Consider the following 18,342-nt stretch of genomic DNA (forward strand, 5'->3'; position numbering starts at 1 on the left):
ACTGCAAAGCATTTAGAGGAGATGATTTGCAAGCCATAAATGCAAGGTCTGCTGCCTTAACTCTCTCTCTCCGGAAGGCATTGTTACAGTTTTCCGGTGGCTATTTTCCGGATAACCCTTTTCAACTCCTGCAGCTCTTCAATTTTTAACAGGTAACTTACAGGCAGGTAGGTTGCCAATGCAGTAATTAGCCCGGTAACAATCTTCAGCCAGTGACTTGGAAAGATATTCATAGCAAGGTAGACAGACAGTGCCATCACACAGGTGGCAATAATTACCGGGATCATCTCTTTAACCTGTTTAAGTGTACCGTAACCGAAAAGTTTACCTGGCATATAGGTGTTTATTATGAAAGAGAGGGCGGAAGTAACCACACTTCCAATTACAATTGCCTTCACTCCCATTGGGATAGTAATGAGAAGGGCTGCAATTACGATGGGCGCCTTTGAGAGATCAACCTTAAGAAAGAGGTCTGAGCGGCCTACGGCATTCAAAATATTCATATTGATTGAGCTGATGGGTGTTACCAATCTCGCGAAACATAACCACTGCAGCAATACTATTGCTGGTGCCCATTTTGCAGTAAGGAAAAGCATGACAAGGGGATCGGCCATCAATGCCAGCAAGGTCATTGCAGGGAAGATTAAAAAAGATGTCATTCTTAACAGGCGGCTGAACACCGATACCAGTCGTTCTTTGTCGTCCTGCAAAGATGCCAGTATGGGGTATGTTACCTGTTGTACAACAGCAGTAACTGTACCAGAGGATATCTCGGCAAACTGTTTTGATCGGGTATAATAACCAAGGTCCGCAGCACTATATACCTTCCCTATCATCACATTGTAGATCTCATTGAAGCCTTGTGCATACAACCCGGAGATTAGCAGTTTGGAGCCAAAACCGAAAAGCCTTTTGAACGATTCGGTTGAGAAGATGAGTGACGGCTTCCAGTGGGTGAACACCCAAAACAAGGCGACAGATATCAGTGAGCGAATAAGGTTCTGAAAAACTAGCGCCCATACTCCCCAGCCGGTGAATGCAAAATAGACAGCAATAGCACCGCTTGAGAAGACAGAGATAACATTTACCTTGGCAATTGTTTTGAAATCGATATGTATGACCAGCTTCGATCGCTGTACAATGGCGAGTGCGTTGATTATGATATTTAATCCCAGAACACGTGTCAATGTTACCAGCCCCGGTGTTTCGTAAAACAGCGCTATAAGTGGTGCGGCAATGAATAACAATAGGTAGAAAATTATACTGACCGCCAGATTGAAAACAAAGACTGTGGAGAAATCAAGATCGCTCCGCTCTTTTTTCTGGATTAACCCCGATCCCATCCCGCTATCGATAAACGATTGGGATATGGCCAAGAAAATGGAGAGCATACCAATCAGCCCGAAGTCCTCGGGCATTAGCAGGCGCGCAAGAATGATGCCAATAACCAACTGTCCCGCCTGGACAGCAAACTTATCAAGCGCGCTCCATATCATGCCTTTGGCAGCCTTGTTTTTTAATGACTCTTCCACATAAAGGTGTTATTGTTGGAGTAATAAATAATTGTGAATTTACTTGCCGGTGATCCTGTATATTTCATTCATTATGTTCCTGCTGGCACTGTTGTTGTTGGGAGGCTGAAGGTGAGTTTTTATTAGTGCTTCCCGCCTCTGTTTCATGGTGTCCTCCCCGCTTATAACTACATCTTTGATAAACGATTCAACATCTTCTTTCGTGCGGGAATGGTAGTGAGCATCAACAATTTTATTCCCCAGAGTTGAAAAACCGGACAAAACATAATCATCAATCACCATGTAGAGGCTTGGTTTTTTTGTACAGAGATATTCTACCAGAAAAGATACACTGTCATGTATCATTGCATCGGAAGAAAGGAACAGATCATAGTACATGCCTTCGTTCAATTGACAGTTGGGACGGGTTGCCCATGCTTTGTAATAGTTCTCCGTTCGCTCTTCACCCCATCCTGGCAAATTTTTAAGCTTGGGCTTCAATAACGGGTGAGGCTTGAATGAGAGCATGATATCATCTTTATATTTGTCTGCCAGATCGAGGAAAAACTGATGATACTCAAGGAAATTGCTGAAGTTAAACCGGCTTTTGTCAGTCTCAATACTGTGATGCGGTGCCCAGATGATTCTTTTCACTTGCCTGTCCTTTATTTTCCAGGGATCGTTGCAAATACTTTTATCCTGATCGCCTGCATTGTTTCTGCCGTTATCTTTAAAAACAAAGTCTAACCCAGGGTAACCGCTTACTACAGAGTTGGACCCTCTGTTCAGCGAATATTTCCGGGCCTCTTTGCTGTGATAGTCTGATTCCCGGAAAATTTTATACACCAGGTAGTGCAGTTCCAGTTGATAACGTAACGATGGCCTGTCGGTAATCACAAAAGCGTAAGGAACGTAAAAAGTGAGGGTATCGGGAAAATTGGTGATATAATATTCGGCCCTTGTATGTAAATATGGATTGGCGAAAAAAATCAAATCGGGTTGAACCTCATTCTTTACATCCAGCCATGTGCCATCATCACGGAGTGTTTTGATCACGTTATATCCCTTTTCGGAAAAAACATTAAAACCGTTTTTCATCACTTCGAGCATTTGCTCTTCACCATAAGTCAGATATGGGCAGATGATGATCACCGGTTCAAATCGCTCATCATGCTCCATTATCCTGTACACACCTTCGTATTTCCAGTCCGAATCGTGATTAATAAAAAAGGCTGCCTTTATCTTTTCCTTGCTGCGAACATATTCCAGCGCCTTCTTGTGTTTTGCCTCTACTTTCTTGTGTTTAAGGAGAAAAATAAAAATACGGAACGGTTTGATAATCTGCTTGTATCCTCTGTAAACAATTACTAATCCGTTGTAGAGAAATCCGGGTGAGATCCTTTGCAGATATTGCTTGTATTCTCCAACCATAGCTAATGATATTTTCCGGTATATGGTAATCATACCCGGTGGTTTACCACTCAAAAATAGTAATTTATTTTTAATTGACTGTTTTTTAATGCAAAATTCAATTTAGCTTTTTATCTGTTATCAATATTCTTTAAAGGGAAATTAAATAGCTGGTATCCAGTCGAAAAGGCGCAAAAAGGAGTATGATACAGAATAATGCCGCAAGAAAATTGCAGGGTATGCAATGCTTTGCCGTAAGAAATTGTTATGGAATATTTCAGGTTATGACAGAAAACAGAGGTGAGGTTGTGTTGAATATACTGTGTAAATAATCGGTAATCACATGAATATGTTTCTGGAAAAATTGATAGAAAAGATCTGGTTATGCTGTTGAATTATAATCAGGCTGCATAAAAAATAAACATTTAGAGATTTTATTTGCCTTTTTGCTTAGATTCTTTTACTTTTGCAGCTTCATTTAACAAGATATGACTGCAGTTACGGAAAAAATAAAAATTTTATGTGCCGAGAAGAATATGCCGGTAGAAGAGCTGGCTGCCGGTGCAGGGCTTACGGTAGAGCAGGTAAGAAGGATCTGCGAAAGCGAAAATATTCCATCACTTTCGTCATTAATTAAAATAGCGCGTGCGCTTGGAGTGAGGTTGGGTACCTTTCTTGACGACTATGAAGAGATGGGGCCGGTTGTGACAAGAAACAGTGATTTAATGACACCGGTTACATTCACCAGCCAGATGGCCAACAGCAACTCACATATGGATTTTATCTCTTTGGCACCGGGAAAAGCGGGACGAAACATGGACCCGTTCCTTGTCAGGATTTCGTCTGCCACAGGTAATGAGAGTTTCTCTTCACATGAAGGGGAAGAGTTTCTTTATGTGCTGGAGGGGGCTGTTACTGTTTATTATGGTAAGGAAAAATATCTGTTGAACCAGGGTGACAGCATCTATTACGATTCAATTGTTGACCATCTTGTAACTGCGTCAGGTGATGCCGAAGCCCAAATACTGGGTGTTGTGTACTCTCCTGCTTAGTTTCTGGGGTACTCATTGAGCAAGGTCGTGGAACATTGATCTCATTATCGTTATCATCGTTGATGATAAGGTGGTACTCATTGAGCAAGGTCGTGGGACATTCACATTCAACCTGATATAGTTGATCAACTTCCTGAAACGCTCATTGAGTATGTCTGTTGGCCATTCACCGCTAACAGTTTTTAGATATTATGCTTCTCTTTGTACTAATTTAGCACGACTGTTGATCATTGAGTGTGTTTTCTGTTTTAAATCATTTCCGGATTAATCATAAAATATCAATTTTTTTATCTGATTAAAGATGAGTGACCAATCTAACATGCAACTTTTCGATAAGACGCTAGGGGACTGGCTTGAATACTGGGCTGAAGAGACACCCGACAGGGAATATATTGTCTATTCCGACCGTGATCTGCGTTTTACGTGGAAGACCTTCAACGAAAGGGTGGATAACATGGCAAAAGGCTTGATCTCTATAGGGGTGACCCGCGGTAGCAAAGTGGGAATATGGGCACAGAATGTTCCCGACTGGCTTACCTTTCTCTATGCGACTGCAAAAATTGGAGCTGTTGCGGTAACGGTAAATACCAACTATCGTTCCGAAGAGATAGCCTATCTGATGAAGGATTCTGATATGCACACCTTGTGCATGACTGATGGTGTAGCGGGAAGCAATTATACTGATATTATCTACGAGCTGGTGCCTGAGATGAGAGCAACACAACGTGGTAAAATGAGATCGGACCGTTTTCCCGAACTGAAGAATGTAGTCTATATAGGCCAGGAGAAATACCGGTGTATGTATAATACCGCTGAAATACTCTTGTTGGGAAAGAATGTACCGGACAACGAGTTTAAAAGATTACGGGGCTTGTCGAACTGTCACGATGTGGTAAACATGCAGTACACCTCGGGAACAACCGGATTTCCGAAAGGGGTGATGCTTACGCACCATAATATTACCAACAACGGGTATCTGACTGGGGTACATATGAATTTCACACCTGAGGACAAGTGCTGTATATGTGTACCGCTGTTTCATTGTTTCGGGGTTGTGTTAGCAACCATGTGCTGCCTTACACATGGCAGTACACAGGTTATGGTGGAGCGGTTCGATCCGCTTGTTACCCTCGCTTCAATCCATAAGGAGCGGTGCACTGTCCTACATGGTGTTCCAACAATGTTTATCGCACAGTTAAACCATCCTATGTTTAATATTTTTGATATGAGCTCATTACGTACGGGTATTATGGCAGGCGCACTTTGCCCGGAGGAGCTGATGAGGCAGGTGAACGAGAAGATGTTTATGAAGCTTACCAGCGTGTACGGTATGACAGAAACTTCTCCGGGAATGACACAAAGTCGGCTTGATGATCCTTTTGAGGTGCGTTGTACGACTGTGGGGCGCAACTATGAGTTTACGGATGTGAGGGTGATTGACCCCGAAACAGGTAAAGAGTGTCCTGCGGGGGTAGTTGGGGAGATGTGTTGCCGCGGCTATAATGTGATGAAAGGTTATTATAAGAATCAGGCAGCTACTGCTCAGGTAATAGATGAGAATGGTTTTATGCATTCGGGCGACCTGGGAGTAAAAGATGAGAATGGCAATTACCGAATCACTGGGCGAATAAAGGATATGATAATCAGGGGAGGTGAGAACATCTCTCCGAAAGAGGTGGAGGATTACCTTTACAGGATGCCGGGAGTGAAGGATGTACAGGTTGTGGCGGTAGCATCTGAACGATATGGAGAAGATGTGGGTGCTTTCATCATTCAAAAAGAGGGATTTAATCTCTTTAGAGAGGATGTGCGTGATTTTTGCAAGGGACATATCGCTAAATATAAAATACCCCGCTATGTCTTTTTTGTTGATCAATTTCCGATGACAGGCAGCGGAAAGATACAGAAGTATCTCCTACGTGAAATGGCTCTTGAGCTATGCAAAAAAAACGGTATCGAAATTCTCTGACTTTCATTTTTCGACGGATCTCTTTTTCAATGTACTGAATGTTTTCATGAGTGGACACAATTAGATATGGACACGGCAGAAGAATCAGGTAAAGTAATGGATAGTAACGGAGATGAACTTTTAGATGGTGATGATGTAACTGTAATAAAAGACCTGAAAGTGAAGGGCTCTTCTATGGTTGTAAAACGAGGAACCCGTGCTCGCGGAATTAAACTTGCAGAAGATGATCCTACACATGTACAGGCCAGGGTTGATGGACAAACAATATTTCTAAAGACAGAATTCTTGAAGAAATAAAAAAAGCGGTTTGCAAATGCAAGCCGCTTATCGATCTTGTTTTAGTGGAGAATATCGGAGTCGAACCGATGACCTTTTGACTGCCAGTCAAACGCTCTAGCCAGCTGAGCTAATCCCCCGTGAAAAAAATCAGTTCCAATCAGTTCCAAATTTCGTGGCGCAAAGATACGAATTTTGTTTATATTTGCAACTGAAATTGTTCGGAAAAATATAAAATAACGTTATATGATTGTTTTCAACACCACTTTCCACGTTGAGGAGGATATCCATGAAGAATTCATTGAATATATGCTTCAGACATTTATTCCAATGTCAACCCGGAGTGGCATTCTTACATCGCCGCGGCTGGCAAGAGTTCACGGGAAAGAGAAAGATCAGGGATTTTCTTTCGCTATGGAATTTCAGGTGACCGACCTGTTAACGCTGGAGAGATGGAACAGGGAGGAGAACCGGAAAGTATTCACTCCTTTACTGGAGAGGTTCAAAGAGAAGCTTGCCGGTTTCTCTACAGTGTTGGAAACAATTTCGTACTGAAAATGCAGAAAGAAAGAATAATCATGGGGATTGACCCGGGTACTCAGGTCATGGGATATGGCATTCTTCGCGTGCTTGATAACAAGCCTTCCATGGAAGCAATGGGAGTGATGCAGTTGGGAAAGTACGGTAATCACTATCTGAAACTGGCGAAGATCTACTCCCGTATTTTAGGGCTGATAGATGAATATCTGCCGGACGAGCTGGCCATTGAGGCCCCTTTCTATGGGAAAAACGTACAGAGCATGCTTAAGCTTGGACGTGCCCAGGGGGTAGCTATGGCTGCTGCTATCTCAAGGGATATTCCAATTTTTGAATATGCCCCTCTGAAGATAAAGATGGCGATAACAGGTAACGGTAGTGCAGCAAAGGAGCAGGTTGCTTATATGTTGCAGAAGATACTTCATATTCCTGATGAGAACATGCTGCCGCAACTTGATGCGACAGACGGACTGGCAGCTGCTCTTTGCCATTTTTACCAATCAAATGTTAATAAAGGAGATAACAAATATAAAGACTGGAAAGATTATGTCAGCCACAACCCTGATAAAGTTAAACGCTAAGTTAAAATTTGAGGTGCAACTTTCCCGGTAAGTTTTAATGGATTTTTTTGTGAATTTACCATAATGTTTTTTATCTTTGTGATATGAACCAGCTTGTTTCTCATATTGAATTTCTGCTGCATGAACATAACTGTGTTATCGTTCCCGGCTTTGGAGGGTTTGTAGTGAATACAATTCATTCACGCAGGGACGGTATTGCTGCATTTCATGCACCTTTGTGTGAGCTGGTGTTCAACCGCGATCTTGCCCATAATGACGGATTGCTGGCCCAGTCATACATGAGGGCTTATGATCTTACATTTGAGGCTGCCATGCAAAAGATAGAAAAGGCAGTTGAAATGGTTAAACAACACTTAAGGGAGGATCAACTTGTTGAACTTGGGAGGCTGGGTTCATTTGCTTTGAATGATGATAAACGGTTTATATATACTCCGGCATCATTTATACGTCCCGTTTTCTTCGGGCTTGGCAAAGCTTCACTGAAGCCGCTTATTCAGATCCAGGCAACTATGCCGTCGTCTAAAGCTGGTGACAGGCAGAGGCGGTTTGGAGTTACAGGTATAGGTGCGGCAGCTGTGGCGGCTGTTCTAGTACTGATGTTTATCTTACCGGTAAGCGATACTGCTATCGGTCGCCAGTCTGCTCAAATGTTGTCTGAAACGGGACTTTTCCACAACAAACCTGCTCAGCTGGTGGACCATTCGGCAACGGCCGCAAATGTTAATGAAAAAGCTCCGGGGACAGAACAAATGCCGATAGCCACTGGTTCCGATGTAACCACTGCTTCTGATGCAAACTTAACTGCCGCAGAAGTGGCTGTTAATTTGCCAGCCTACTACATTATTGTGGGTGTTTACCAACGAAACGATGCGGCAGAGCAGATTATGGCGCAGCTTAAAAACGAGGGATTTTCAAGCCCGGGACGACTGGACCGGCCGGGGCGTACTGATGTGTATGCCGCTTCATTCGATAATAGAGCTGACGCAGAGACATATTTAAGAAAAGTACATAAACAATATCCATCGCATTCAGATGCATGGATTTTAAAACGTTAATCAGTTATGTCGTTCAAAAAAAATATAATAGCGGGCTTTTTACTATATTGGGTGTATCAGTTTTACAGAGTACGTAAAAATCTGGTGCCGCCATACGATAATTACAGGTTTCCCGACTTCTAAGAAATTATTCCTCTTTCGGCCCTTTTTCCGTATATCGCCGCTTCCGCGCTTTCTTCTGCATATAACTGCTTCTGCATATAGCTGCTTTCGCCCCTTTTTCGCATATAGCTACGGATTGGCCCTCAGCTAAATACATTGAACCAGTGTATGAAGTGAACAATGAAATAGCTTGTAAGTGTATTGGTCGCGGTGTCGCGAATGAAATTAGAAAAACATATGTGTGCTTAAGCCCGGTAAACTAAAATGCCAGCGAACAACATTGGTGAAGAAAGGAAAACTATATTTTCTCAATAATTTTCCAGATAGCCTCAATCCATATTTCACTGTTATTGAGTGATGGGATAAATGTGAATTTTTCACCACCTGCTTCCATAAAAATAGTACGAGCTTCAAAATCTATGTCGTAGAGAGTTTCCATGTTATCAACTATAAAACCGGGAGCGGCAATTGCAACTTTCTTCCATCCCAGTTTTGGCAGATCTCCAATATCTGTGTTCAGAAAAGGCTTTAGCCAGTTTTTTCCCCTTTGTGAGGAGTAAAAGATGAGAGTGTGATGAGGATCGATCTTCATTTTTTCACATAAAAGCCTGTTTGTCTCTTTTAACTGGTAAACGTAATCGAACTCTTTCCCCTTTTTCCATCCTGCTTCAACTTGTGATACGGGGAGGCTGTGGTAACAGAATACCAGCCTGTCGATTTCACCGAGATAGGGCTTTGCATTCTCCGCCAAAGCATTAATAAAGGATGGGTGGTAGTAGTATGGCTCTACAAACTTCACCCTGAAGGAGTGAGGGCGTTTGAAGAAAATACGGCCAAGCTCCTCTTTGATGGTCTGTGTGGTTGATTGTGCAAATTGCGGGTACATGGGAAAAACAACCACCTCGTGAAGTAGCGGGCACCTTCTCTCAAGCTCTTTGAACGCGCTCGATATATCAGGTTCGCCGTAGCGCATGGCTATCTCAACCGTAATCCCCTTTTTTGCTTCGAGATCTTCCGCAAGCTTTTGCATATAATAGAGTAGTGGAGATATTTTTGGTTCTTCGGCCCTCCATATTCTTTTGTATTTTTCAGCTGATTTTGCAGCTGAAAAGGGTGCAATAATCTTCCTGGCCAGAAAGAACGATAACCATTCAGGATATCCCGTCAGGTGCGGGTCTGACAACATATCACCAATGAATTTTTTTACATCGGGTTTCTCAGCAGTAGCGGGAGTTCCCACATTTAGTAATAGTATGCCTCTCATTTCACGGTTACGGATTATCTGTTCCGTATATCAATTATTATTCACATATATGCACTATTCCAGGTATGTTTCCAATAGCTTTGATGATTCGCTTGGTATTATTATCACCGACTCTGTATCAGCCGGGATAAGCATTGATTCTCCCTGTTGAATAAATTCAGAGTTTCCTTTATTATCTTTTATTGTGCAGTGGCCGGCCATGCATATATAAATCACAAAAGAATCAATATTGGAATAGTCTCTTGTCACTGGAATATCTATATCCAGCAGTTTTGTGGTGAAGAAAGAAGATGATACCAACTTAACAGGATAGTTTGTTTTTTTCCTGTAATCTGTTTTATAAGAGCTGTAAACGTTGTAGTCGATAGCGTCTTTAGCCATTTCTGTATGCAGCTCGCGGGGGTTCCCGGCAGCATCTTTTCGGTTATAATCGTAGATACGATAAGTGATATCTGATGTCTGCTGTATTTCGGCTATGAAGCAACCAGCACCTATTGCGTGTACACGCCCCGCCGGCAGGAAGAAGACATCCCCGGCTTTTACTTCATATCTTCTGAGCGTCTCTGTGAAAGTATTGTCTTTAATTTTTTCCAAGTAATCATCGGGAGTGATGCTTTCTGCAAATCCCGAATATAGAAATGCCCCCGGTGTAGCGTTTACCACGTACCACATTTCGGTTTTACCGAAAGAGTTATGTCGCTCTTTTGCCAGCGCATCGTCGGGATGTACCTGTATGGACAGGTTGTCGCGGGCATCAATAAATTTAATAAGCAGCGGAAATGTGTCCCCAAATTTCTTGTGCACATGCTTTCCCACAAGCATCTCTTTGTAAAGAGAGTTCAGCTTATCGAGGGATTTACCCGCAAGATATCCGTTGGATACTATGGAAACATTTCCCCTTACTCCCGAAATTTCCCAACTTTCACCAATACCATCACGTAATGGTTTTATATTCTTGAATTTGCATATCTCCGTTCCTCCCCAGATAACAGGTTTGAGCAAAGGCTCGAATTTTAATGGGTATAATGAGTTCTTCGACTCTTTCGAACTGTTTGAGGCCGAAAAGGAGTGGATTTTGTCTGATTGTTGATTATTGTTGATTGTCATTGTATTATCAAATTAATTGCATTTCAGCACAATTGCGGTCCTGGATGGCAGGTACAGTTTCAGCCAGCCTTTATTATCGGGTGCATAGAGCGGATCGAAATGTGTAAAATGATGTATGGTGTCGTCGTTCAGGCCGAATCCACCGAACTCGGGATTATCAGTATTTAGAACAATCTTATATTCGCCCTGTGGTACCAGTATCCCATAGTCACTGTATGATCTGTTCGGATGAAAATTGAAGACAAAGAGTAAGTTTTTTCGCATATAGGCAAGGATGTTATCACTGTCATTATCCCATATCTTCACCAGGCTGGTTTCCTGAAAGTTGTGAACGGACCTGATGAGTGAGACCATCGCTTTGTCAAAATCGCCCAGATAGTGATACTTCAGGTTGTGGTCATCGGCCAGATGCCATTGACGTCGTGCATATTTGTAGGACCAGTTGTTTCCTTCACGTGGAAAATCGATCCACTCGGGATGGCCGAACTCATTTCCCATAAAGTTCAGGTAACCGCCGTTCATTGTACTTGCTGTTACCAGTCGAATCATTTTATGCAGAGCTATCCCTCGATCAACGGCATACGAGCTGCTCATCAGTTTCGACATGTACCAGTACATGTCAGCATCAATAAGCCTGAATATAATGGTCTTATCACCTACAAGAGCCTGGTCGTGACTCTCAGCATAAGAGATAGTCTTTTCATCTGACCTCCGGTTGGTTGTTTCCCACCATATTGAGGATGGATGCCAATCTTCATCTTTCTTCTCCTTGATGATTTTTATCCAGTAGTCGGGAATATTCATCGCCATTCGGTAGTCGAACCCGTATCCGCCCGATTTGATATTCAAAGCAAGGCCTGGCATCCCGCTAACCTCTTCTGCAATGGTTATAGCATGCGGGTTTACTTCATGTATAAGATGATTGGCCAGCGTCAGGTAGCAGATTGCATCGGGATCCTGGTGTCCGTTGTAGTAATCGCCATATTCAGTAAAACATTCTCCCAGCCCATGGCTGTAATAGAGCATTGATGTTACGCCATCGAAACGAAACCCGTCGAATCTGTACTCCTCCAGCCAATATTTGCAGTTGGAGAGCAGAAAGTGGAGCACTCCATCTTTTCTATAATCAAAACAGAGTGAGTCCCAGGCAGGATGATTTCTTCTTTCCGGATTGGAATGGAAGTATAGGTCGAAAGAACCATCCATCCTGGCAATACCTTCTGTCTCGTTCTTTACAGCATGCGAGTGGACAATATCCATGATTACTGCTATACCCATATCGTGAGCCTTATCTATAAGTTCACGCAGCTCATCGGGGGTACCGCTTCGCGATGAGGGGGCAAAAAAACTGGATACATGGTATCCGAACGACCCGTAATAGGGATGCTCCTGGACCGCCATTATCTGAATAGCATTGTAGCCGTTCTCTTTTACCCGGGGAAGAATATTATCCCTGAACTCATTGTAAGTGCCTACTTTCTCCTCCTCTGTTGACATTCCCACATGTGTTTCATAGATGAGAAGGGGAGAAGTATCAGGCTTAAAGCCCGTATGCTTGAAAGTGTAGCTCTCTTCAGGTTCCCATACCTGTGCACTGAAGATTAGCGTTTGTTTGTCCTGAACCACTCGTTTGCACCATGCCGGGATTCTTTCTCCGGAACCGCCCTGCCAGCTTACATGAAGCTTATAAAGGTCTCCATGATGTATTTGTTCGAGTGGAATCTTTACCTCCCAAACGCCGTTATCTATTCGTCGCAAGCGGAACGCTTCTAATCTTTGCCACTGATTGAATGTGCCAGTGAGAAATATTTCAGTAGCATTTGGCGCCCATTCACGAAACACCCATCCTCCTGAAGTTTTATGCAGCCCGAAATAGAGATAACCTGTAGCAAAATCGGAAAGAGTGATCGTACCGTCTTGCGTGAGATCATTCAGTCGTTCTAAATAGTAGTTGTGCCGGCCCTCGATAGCTTTTGAATGAGGCTTAAGCCATGGGTCGTTTTTGATGATATCAAGCATAATAGTGCATATTGAGGATGTATTAAACTACGGCAACCTTAATGATAATTTTTTTTGTTTCTCCATTGCCAATAAGAGGAGCGTGGCCATCCTCGGGAGAGAAGATTACGAATTCACCTGGTACAACAGTTACATATGATGATGGAGCATCAAGGAAAAATTCAATATCGTTTTCCTTATCGTATCCTGATTCCGGCTCTGAAAGCCCCGAAAGGGATTTCCAGCCGAATGTCTCGGCAATGGTTACCGGTATCTGGATATCGATATATTTTCTATGTGTTTCCAGTTTCGCTTCTTTAGCCGCTTTCAGCCGGGTTTTAACAATAGATGCCTTAAGCTGTTTTCCGTCAATTTCAACGGTCCCGGCCTCTGCACCATCAATGTCTGTTTGTTTGATAAATTCAAACGCTTTTTCAAAAAGAGGATGCAGACTGAAATATCTGGCTGCATTCGCGAGGTTGTCGACAATCATAATTAATGCTGTTAAATATTAATCGAACCTTACAAAGATAAAGAAATTGTGTATATTTTCTCTTTATTTTGATCGTAAAAACTGATATTGCTTAATAATAATGAACAAAAAACATATCTTTGTAAACTTTGAAGAAATAATATACATATAAATACAATGAGGCGAATTGTAATTCTTTTAATAATTTTTCTTATATACCCGGTAAGTGTGTTGCCGGAGAACTATACAACCACATGCAGTTTAGGCTTTAATTTCGAAGTAAGTGAAGACAAGAGCTGGGGATATAAAGAACCTGTTATTGTTGATATAACCCCCGGTTCTCCTGCCGAAAGGGCCGGCCTTAAACTGAACGACATAATCCTATCCGTGAATGGAAATGGAACATACCTGAAGTCGCACCAGACCGTTATGTCGTGGTTTAATCTGAATGAGACGTCTATGAAAATTGCCATTCGCAATCTTGAACACTCATTTAAGGAATTGAATATCGATAAAGATTGCCGTCACAGTAATGGTATCAGGGAATCACAGCTTGCTCCGGTTTTTGCTTTTTACAGCCTGGAGGATGTGCAGGAGAGACGTTTCCTGATGCCGGTGAAGACAAAAACCAACAGTGAGGCCCTCTTGCATGATTACCGTACGTTTGCTTTTTCTCCTTCGGGTGAAAATACCCGAGAACTTGATGAGCAGATTAATGCAATTTTTACTCGTGTGTTGACCGATAAAGGGATGAGGTACAGTCCCGATGATCCTGATTTAATTATTCAGACCTATTACAGCTATCAGAATAATCCTCTGTTTAAACCTGATTCTCCCACTTATGGGAGTTATCAGCCCGTATGGCGGTTCGATTCAAAAAGCAACAGAACGGTAAAAATCCCTCTTTATAACCCTTCAGAGGCTGTTCGTGTAGATGATATTGCTTTTAATCTTGAATTTGGCTATCGGTTCTATGATAACAAATTCATAGAAGCTGGGAAAATGATACTCATATGGGAGAGTGAAGTGAAAGAACGACTGAGTAGCCATTATGATCTCTTGAATTATCTTGGATTGAATCTTCCGCTTATGTTGCAAAAGTTTCCGTACCCCGGGAATCTGGCGTTTGCTACTTATCAGGTGAAGTACCTGAAGTACAACTACACCGGCATAGGATATAATATGAATGACCTGAAGACCGTTGTTTCAGTTGATCCCGGATCGCCTGCAGCACAAGCCGGAATACTTCCCGGTGATATCATTCTTGATATTCAGGGACAGAGTTTTAATCATACACCCCAATCGCTTACTGATGGGTATAGGCGTTTCCTTGCCGAGACAATGAATTTCAGGGACAGGAATACCCGTTATACCGATTCGAACGGTTTTCAGGAGTGCATGTTCTGGGATGTATCTCGCTACAATGAAATTTCGAAAGCAATCTCCGATAATAAAAGATACAAAGCTGCTTTCTCTTATCTGTTCAATTTCAACCAGTATATCGACTGGAATACTCCACTTACCATTAATATTATTGTTGACAGGGGCGGAAATATGATGAACTTTGCCGTTACTCCGCAAATAAGCACCAGTTCGCATATACTTGCTTACTGACTCCGGCTGTTCCCCAATAATGAGGTTCTCTTTTTGATTTTCACCTGTTTACTCTCCAGCGCTAAGATAAGGGGTGGTTAGCCTGCCAAAATTATTTGAAAATAAAGTTGAAAATATTTGGTCGGTATTCTCCAAAATTACTATCTTTGCAGTCCTTTCGCTTTGAAAGATATCCATCATAGAGATGATGGGATGGCTGAAAGGAATAAACAGATTGTTTAAGGGGTTAATTAGGTTGTTGAAATAATTGATTATCAGCTGTACTTTTTTTAGTGCAAAAAAAAATCAAAAAAACTTTCTTAAAAATTTTGGAGTTTGAAAAACAATCTCTATCTTTGCACCCGCTTTTGGGAACAAGATATCCCGAAACAAAACGGAAGCGATCTTTAGATATTTACATACACGTTTTTTAAAAAGACAAAGCAGAGTATACAAGTGCTTGATTTTTTTTGACAGAAGTCGAGCAATATTGGTACCCGTTCAATTAATAATAAAAAGGAATAAATCGTGAATCCGGGAGTTGATAATGGATTAATGATCTCATTCATTCGTAGAGTTTATTTTTCGGTTTTGTATTAAGCATTTCACATTTTTGGATGTTTATTCAAGGCAGTTTCAAGGAAACAAAAAACAAATATACAATGAAGAGTTTGATCCTGGCTCAGGATGAACGCTAGCGATAGGCCTAACACATGCAAGTCGAGGGGCATCACATGAAGCAGCAATGCAGATGGTGGCGACCGGCGCACGGGTGAGTAACACGTATGCAACCTGCCTTCAACAAGGGAATAACCCGTTGAAAGACGGACTAATACCCTATAACACAGGGGCTCCGCATGGAGATATTTGTTAAAGATTTTATCGGTTGAAGATGGGCATGCGTTCCATTAGCTAGTTGGTGAGGTAACGGCTCACCAAGGCAACGATGGATAGGGGAACTGAGAGGTTTATCCCCCACACTGGTACTGAGACACGGACCAGACTCCTACGGGAGGCAGCAGTGAGGAATATTGGTCAATGGACGCAAGTCTGAACCAGCCACGTCGCGTGAAGGAAGACGGCCCTACGGGTTGTAAACTTCTTTTGTAAGGGAATAAAGTGATTCACGTGTGTTTCATTGCATGTACCTTACGAATAAGGATCGGCTAACTCCGTGCCAGCAGCCGCGGTAATACGGAGGATCCGAGCGTTATCCGGATTTATTGGGTTTAAAGGGTGCGCAGGCGGAAGATTAAGTCGGCGGTGAAATTTTGCAGCTTAACTGTAAAAGTGCCTTCGAAACTGGTTTTCTTGAGTGTAGATGAAGTAGGCGGAATTTGTGGTGTAGCGGTGAAATGCATAGATATCACGAGGAACTCCTATTGCGCAGGCAGCTTACTAAACTACTACTGACGCTCATGCACGAAGGCGTGGGGATCAAACAGGATTAGATACCCTGGTAGTCCACGCAGTAAACGATGATTACTCGCTGTTTGCGATACACTGTAAGCGGCCAAGCGAAAGCGTTAAGTAATCCACCTGGGGAGTACGTTCGCAAGAATGAAACTCAAAGGAATTGACGGGGGCCCGCACAAGCGGAGGAACATGTGGTTTAATTCGATGATACGCGAGGAACCTTACCCGGGCTTGAAATGCATCTGGCCGGCCGCGAAAACGGCCTTCCCTTCGGGGCAGATGTGTAGGTGCTGCATGGTTGTCGTCAGCTCGTGCCGTGAGGTGTCGGCTTAAGTGCCATAACGAGCGCAACCCTCATCGTTAGTTACCATCAGGTGAAGCTGGGGACTCTAACGAGACTGCCATCGTAAGATGCGAGGAAGGTGGGGATGACGTCAAATCAGCACGGCCCTTACGTCCGGGGCGACACACGTGTTACAATGGGTGGTACAAAGGGCAGCTACATGGCGACATGATGCTAATCTTCAAAACCACTCTCAGTTCGGATCGGAGTCTGCAACTCGACTCCGTGAAGCTGGATTCGCTAGTAATCGCGCATCAGCCACGGCGCGGTGAATACGTTCCCGGGCCTTGTACACACCGCCCGTCAAGCCATGGAAGCCGGGGGTACCTGAAGTCCGTAACCGTCAAGGAGCGGCCTAGGGTAAAACTGGTGACTGGGGCTAAGTCGTAACAAGGTAGCCGTACCGGAAGGTGCGGCTGGAACACCTCCTTTCTGGAGAGACTCCTTGTTAACATGCCGTCAAATGGGCTTTTCACGGAAATATAAGATTTGGGAATTGTTATTTTCATGTTGTATTTCCGGTTCACGATCCTTTTTTTTTCTATTTTTTCATGAATATCGGCTTTCATATCCACATCTTGTTTGTATGTTTGCCGCAGTTGGTACCATAACTGTTTTACTTCCTGCTGTTTTACTGTTTAATGTTTTTTTAAAAGTAATCCGTTTTTTAATTAGCGTGTATTTAATGATATAATTTCTCCCGTTGTGCAAGTTGGGGAGAAAGCCATCTAAGACATCCCGATTTTCCTGAGTAGGGGAATGGTGTTGAGGGGATGCCGACAGATAACCAGCCAGTCCTATAGCTCAGTTGGTTAGAGCGCTACACTGATAATGTAGAGGTCGGCAGTTCAACTCTGCCTGGGACTACGGATTAATTGGCAATTGCCAATTAGTAATTAGTAATTGAAGATCGGGGAATTAGCTCAGCTGGCTAGAGCATCTGCCTTGCACGCAGAGGGTCAACGGTTCGAATCCGTTATTCTCCACAGTATTGATTTAAAGAAGAGTCCAACGGCGAGCGCGCCTGTTTGGCCGTGTGATTTGGAAATGATATATTGATGTTTGAACGTCCGCTCGGGGACAATTATCGTAGGCAAGCATTATGCATGTAGCCCTAATACGTTGATAAGCGGTTCGACTCCGTATCAGACAGCTATCGATCTGCCGGTTTTTTTTTAATTTCCGTGCATGATTGAAGCGATCTTTGACATGATGAAGTAAACAAGAGCAAAAAACAAAAAAAAGAGTTCATAATAACAGAAAAGACGCTGGTATTTATCAGACCCGGCTGCTTATTTTCGTAATAAGCAGAACCGGACGGCGAAATAAAAGTGACAAAGGGCACATGGGGGATGCCTGGGCTCTGGAAGGCGAAGAAGGACGTGATAAGCTGCGAAAAGCCGCGGGGATTGGCAAATACGAATGGATCCGCGGATATCCGAATGGGGCAACCCGGTACGAGTTGATCGTATCATTCCGATTTTTGGTCGGAAGGCAAACGTGGGGAACTGAAACATCTAAGTACCCACAGGAAAAGAAAACAAAAGTGATTCCCGAAGTAGTGGCGAGCGAAACGGGATAAGCCCAAACCGGTATTGTTTCGGCAGTACCGGGGTTGTAGGACTGAGACGTGGCACTAGGTTAGGAAAGTGGAAG

General features: G+C 43.0%; 12 protein-coding genes, 3 tRNA genes, 2 rRNA genes and 1 pseudogene (1 of these 18 only partly in view). 11 read left to right on the forward strand and 7 right to left on the reverse strand.

What is annotated here, in order from left to right; translation table 11 throughout:
- Nucleotides 1–83: 83 nt before the first annotated feature.
- Together KDN43_RS11580 and KDN43_RS11585 are read right to left on the reverse strand one after the other, a co-directional pair.
- Complete coding sequence (locus KDN43_RS11580) at nt 84–1,532, reverse strand: lipopolysaccharide biosynthesis protein (protein WP_238866317.1); 1,449 nt, start codon at nt 1,530–1,532, stop codon at nt 84–86.
- Nucleotides 1,533–1,571: 39 nt separating this feature from the next.
- Nucleotides 1,572–2,975: a CDP-glycerol glycerophosphotransferase family protein gene (locus KDN43_RS11585; RefSeq protein WP_238866319.1), complete on the reverse strand. Its 1,404-nt coding sequence runs from the start codon at nt 2,973–2,975 to the stop codon at nt 1,572–1,574.
- 434 nt (nt 2,976–3,409) lie between these two features.
- Between KDN43_RS11585 and KDN43_RS11590 the strand changes: the two genes are divergently transcribed.
- The 3 genes and pseudogenes from KDN43_RS11590 to KDN43_RS11600 all read left to right on the forward strand — a co-directional run.
- Complete coding sequence (locus KDN43_RS11590; protein WP_238866321.1) at nt 3,410–3,973, forward strand: helix-turn-helix domain-containing protein; 564 nt, start codon at nt 3,410–3,412, stop codon at nt 3,971–3,973.
- Nucleotides 3,974–4,292: 319 nt separating this feature from the next.
- Nucleotides 4,293–5,942: an AMP-binding protein gene (locus KDN43_RS11595; RefSeq protein ID WP_238869463.1), complete on the forward strand. Its 1,650-nt coding sequence runs from the start codon at nt 4,293–4,295 to the stop codon at nt 5,940–5,942.
- Nucleotides 5,943–5,960: 18 nt separating this feature from the next.
- Nucleotides 5,961–6,239: pseudogene (locus tag KDN43_RS11600) on the forward strand (zinc ribbon domain-containing protein YjdM); the annotation flags it as partial.
- A gap of 45 nt (nt 6,240–6,284) precedes the next feature.
- Here the strand turns inward: KDN43_RS11600 and KDN43_RS11605 are convergent.
- A tRNA-Ala gene (locus tag KDN43_RS11605) sits at nt 6,285–6,358 on the reverse strand.
- A gap of 106 nt (nt 6,359–6,464) precedes the next feature.
- Here KDN43_RS11605 and KDN43_RS11610 point away from each other — a divergent pair.
- From KDN43_RS11610 to KDN43_RS11620, 3 genes are all read left to right on the forward strand, one after another.
- Nucleotides 6,465–6,773 (forward strand): DUF4286 family protein, encoded by a 309-nt coding sequence (locus KDN43_RS11610; RefSeq protein WP_238866324.1) that lies wholly within the window; start codon nt 6,465–6,467, stop codon nt 6,771–6,773.
- Between the two features lie 2 nt (nt 6,774–6,775).
- On the forward strand, nt 6,776–7,336 hold the full coding sequence (gene ruvC / locus KDN43_RS11615; RefSeq protein ID WP_238866326.1) for a crossover junction endodeoxyribonuclease RuvC: 561 nt from the start codon (nt 6,776–6,778) through the stop codon (nt 7,334–7,336).
- An 83-nt stretch (nt 7,337–7,419) separates the two neighbouring features.
- Nucleotides 7,420–8,391, forward strand: coding sequence for an HU domain-containing protein (locus KDN43_RS11620; protein ID WP_238866328.1), 972 nt, complete (start codon nt 7,420–7,422; stop codon nt 8,389–8,391).
- Between the two features lie 400 nt (nt 8,392–8,791).
- On the opposite strand, the gene hemH is transcribed toward KDN43_RS11620, so the two are convergent.
- Genes hemH through KDN43_RS11640 form a run of 4 tightly spaced genes read right to left on the reverse strand, consistent with a single transcriptional unit; the run spans nt 8,792 to nt 13,355 of the window.
- A complete protein-coding gene (gene hemH, locus KDN43_RS11625) occupies nt 8,792–9,757 on the reverse strand; it encodes a ferrochelatase (RefSeq protein ID WP_238866330.1) in 966 nt (321 codons plus the stop codon).
- A 54-nt stretch (nt 9,758–9,811) separates the two neighbouring features.
- Entirely contained in the window at nt 9,812–10,864 is a 1,053-nt protein-coding gene (locus tag KDN43_RS11630; RefSeq protein WP_238866332.1) for a type I phosphomannose isomerase catalytic subunit, read from the reverse strand.
- Nucleotides 10,865–10,876: 12 nt separating this feature from the next.
- Nucleotides 10,877–12,883, reverse strand: coding sequence for an alpha amylase C-terminal domain-containing protein (locus KDN43_RS11635; protein WP_238866334.1), 2,007 nt, complete (start codon nt 12,881–12,883; stop codon nt 10,877–10,879).
- Between the two features lie 22 nt (nt 12,884–12,905).
- The gene (locus tag KDN43_RS11640) at nt 12,906–13,355 is read right to left on the reverse strand and encodes a YhcH/YjgK/YiaL family protein (RefSeq protein ID WP_238866335.1); all 450 of its coding nucleotides are present in this window, start codon (nt 13,353–13,355) and stop codon (nt 12,906–12,908) included.
- A gap of 156 nt (nt 13,356–13,511) precedes the next feature.
- Here KDN43_RS11640 and KDN43_RS11645 point away from each other — a divergent pair, with 156 nt between their 5' ends.
- From KDN43_RS11645 to KDN43_RS11665, 5 genes are all read left to right on the forward strand, one after another.
- Complete coding sequence (locus KDN43_RS11645) at nt 13,512–14,948, forward strand: PDZ domain-containing protein (RefSeq protein ID WP_238866336.1); 1,437 nt, start codon at nt 13,512–13,514, stop codon at nt 14,946–14,948.
- Between the two features lie 638 nt (nt 14,949–15,586).
- Nucleotides 15,587–17,118: ribosomal RNA gene (locus KDN43_RS11650) — 16S ribosomal RNA — on the forward strand.
- A gap of 361 nt (nt 17,119–17,479) precedes the next feature.
- Nucleotides 17,480–17,553 (forward strand) — tRNA-Ile (locus tag KDN43_RS11655).
- 45 nt (nt 17,554–17,598) lie between these two features.
- Nucleotides 17,599–17,672 (forward strand) — tRNA-Ala (locus tag KDN43_RS11660).
- 338 nt (nt 17,673–18,010) lie between these two features.
- Nucleotides 18,011–18,342 (forward strand): 23S ribosomal RNA (locus KDN43_RS11665); it runs 2,580 nt beyond the window's last position.
- The 16S and 23S rRNA genes sit together here with 2 tRNA genes alongside, the layout of an rRNA operon.

Origin of the sequence: Proteiniphilum propionicum (assembly GCF_022267555.1) — a bacterium.
GTDB classification, from domain to species: Bacteria; Bacteroidota; Bacteroidia; order Bacteroidales; family Dysgonomonadaceae; genus Proteiniphilum; species Proteiniphilum propionicum.

Excerpts from the sequence above, each read along its gene's own strand:
- KDN43_RS11585 (WP_238866319.1), bottom strand. The coding sequence starts at position 2,975 with ATGATTACCATATACCGGAAAATATCATTAGCTATGGTTGGAGAATAC.
- KDN43_RS11590 (WP_238866321.1), top strand. The coding sequence starts at position 3,410 with ATGACTGCAGTTACGGAAAAAATAAAAATTTTATGTGCCGAGAAGAAT.
- KDN43_RS11595 (WP_238869463.1), top strand. The coding sequence starts at position 4,293 with ATGCAACTTTTCGATAAGACGCTAGGGGACTGGCTTGAATACTGGGCT.
- KDN43_RS11610 (WP_238866324.1), top strand. The coding sequence starts at position 6,465 with ATGATTGTTTTCAACACCACTTTCCACGTTGAGGAGGATATCCATGAA.
- ruvC (WP_238866326.1), top strand. The coding sequence starts at position 6,776 with ATGCAGAAAGAAAGAATAATCATGGGGATTGACCCGGGTACTCAGGTC.
- KDN43_RS11620 (WP_238866328.1), top strand. The coding sequence starts at position 7,420 with ATGAACCAGCTTGTTTCTCATATTGAATTTCTGCTGCATGAACATAAC.
- hemH (WP_238866330.1), bottom strand. The coding sequence starts at position 9,757 with ATGAGAGGCATACTATTACTAAATGTGGGAACTCCCGCTACTGCTGAG.
- KDN43_RS11630 (WP_238866332.1), bottom strand. The coding sequence starts at position 10,864 with ATGACAATCAACAATAATCAACAATCAGACAAAATCCACTCCTTTTCG.
- KDN43_RS11635 (WP_238866334.1), bottom strand. The coding sequence starts at position 12,883 with ATGCTTGATATCATCAAAAACGACCCATGGCTTAAGCCTCATTCAAAA.
- KDN43_RS11640 (WP_238866335.1), bottom strand. The coding sequence starts at position 13,355 with ATGATTGTCGACAACCTCGCGAATGCAGCCAGATATTTCAGTCTGCAT.
- KDN43_RS11645 (WP_238866336.1), top strand. The coding sequence starts at position 13,512 with ATGAGGCGAATTGTAATTCTTTTAATAATTTTTCTTATATACCCGGTA.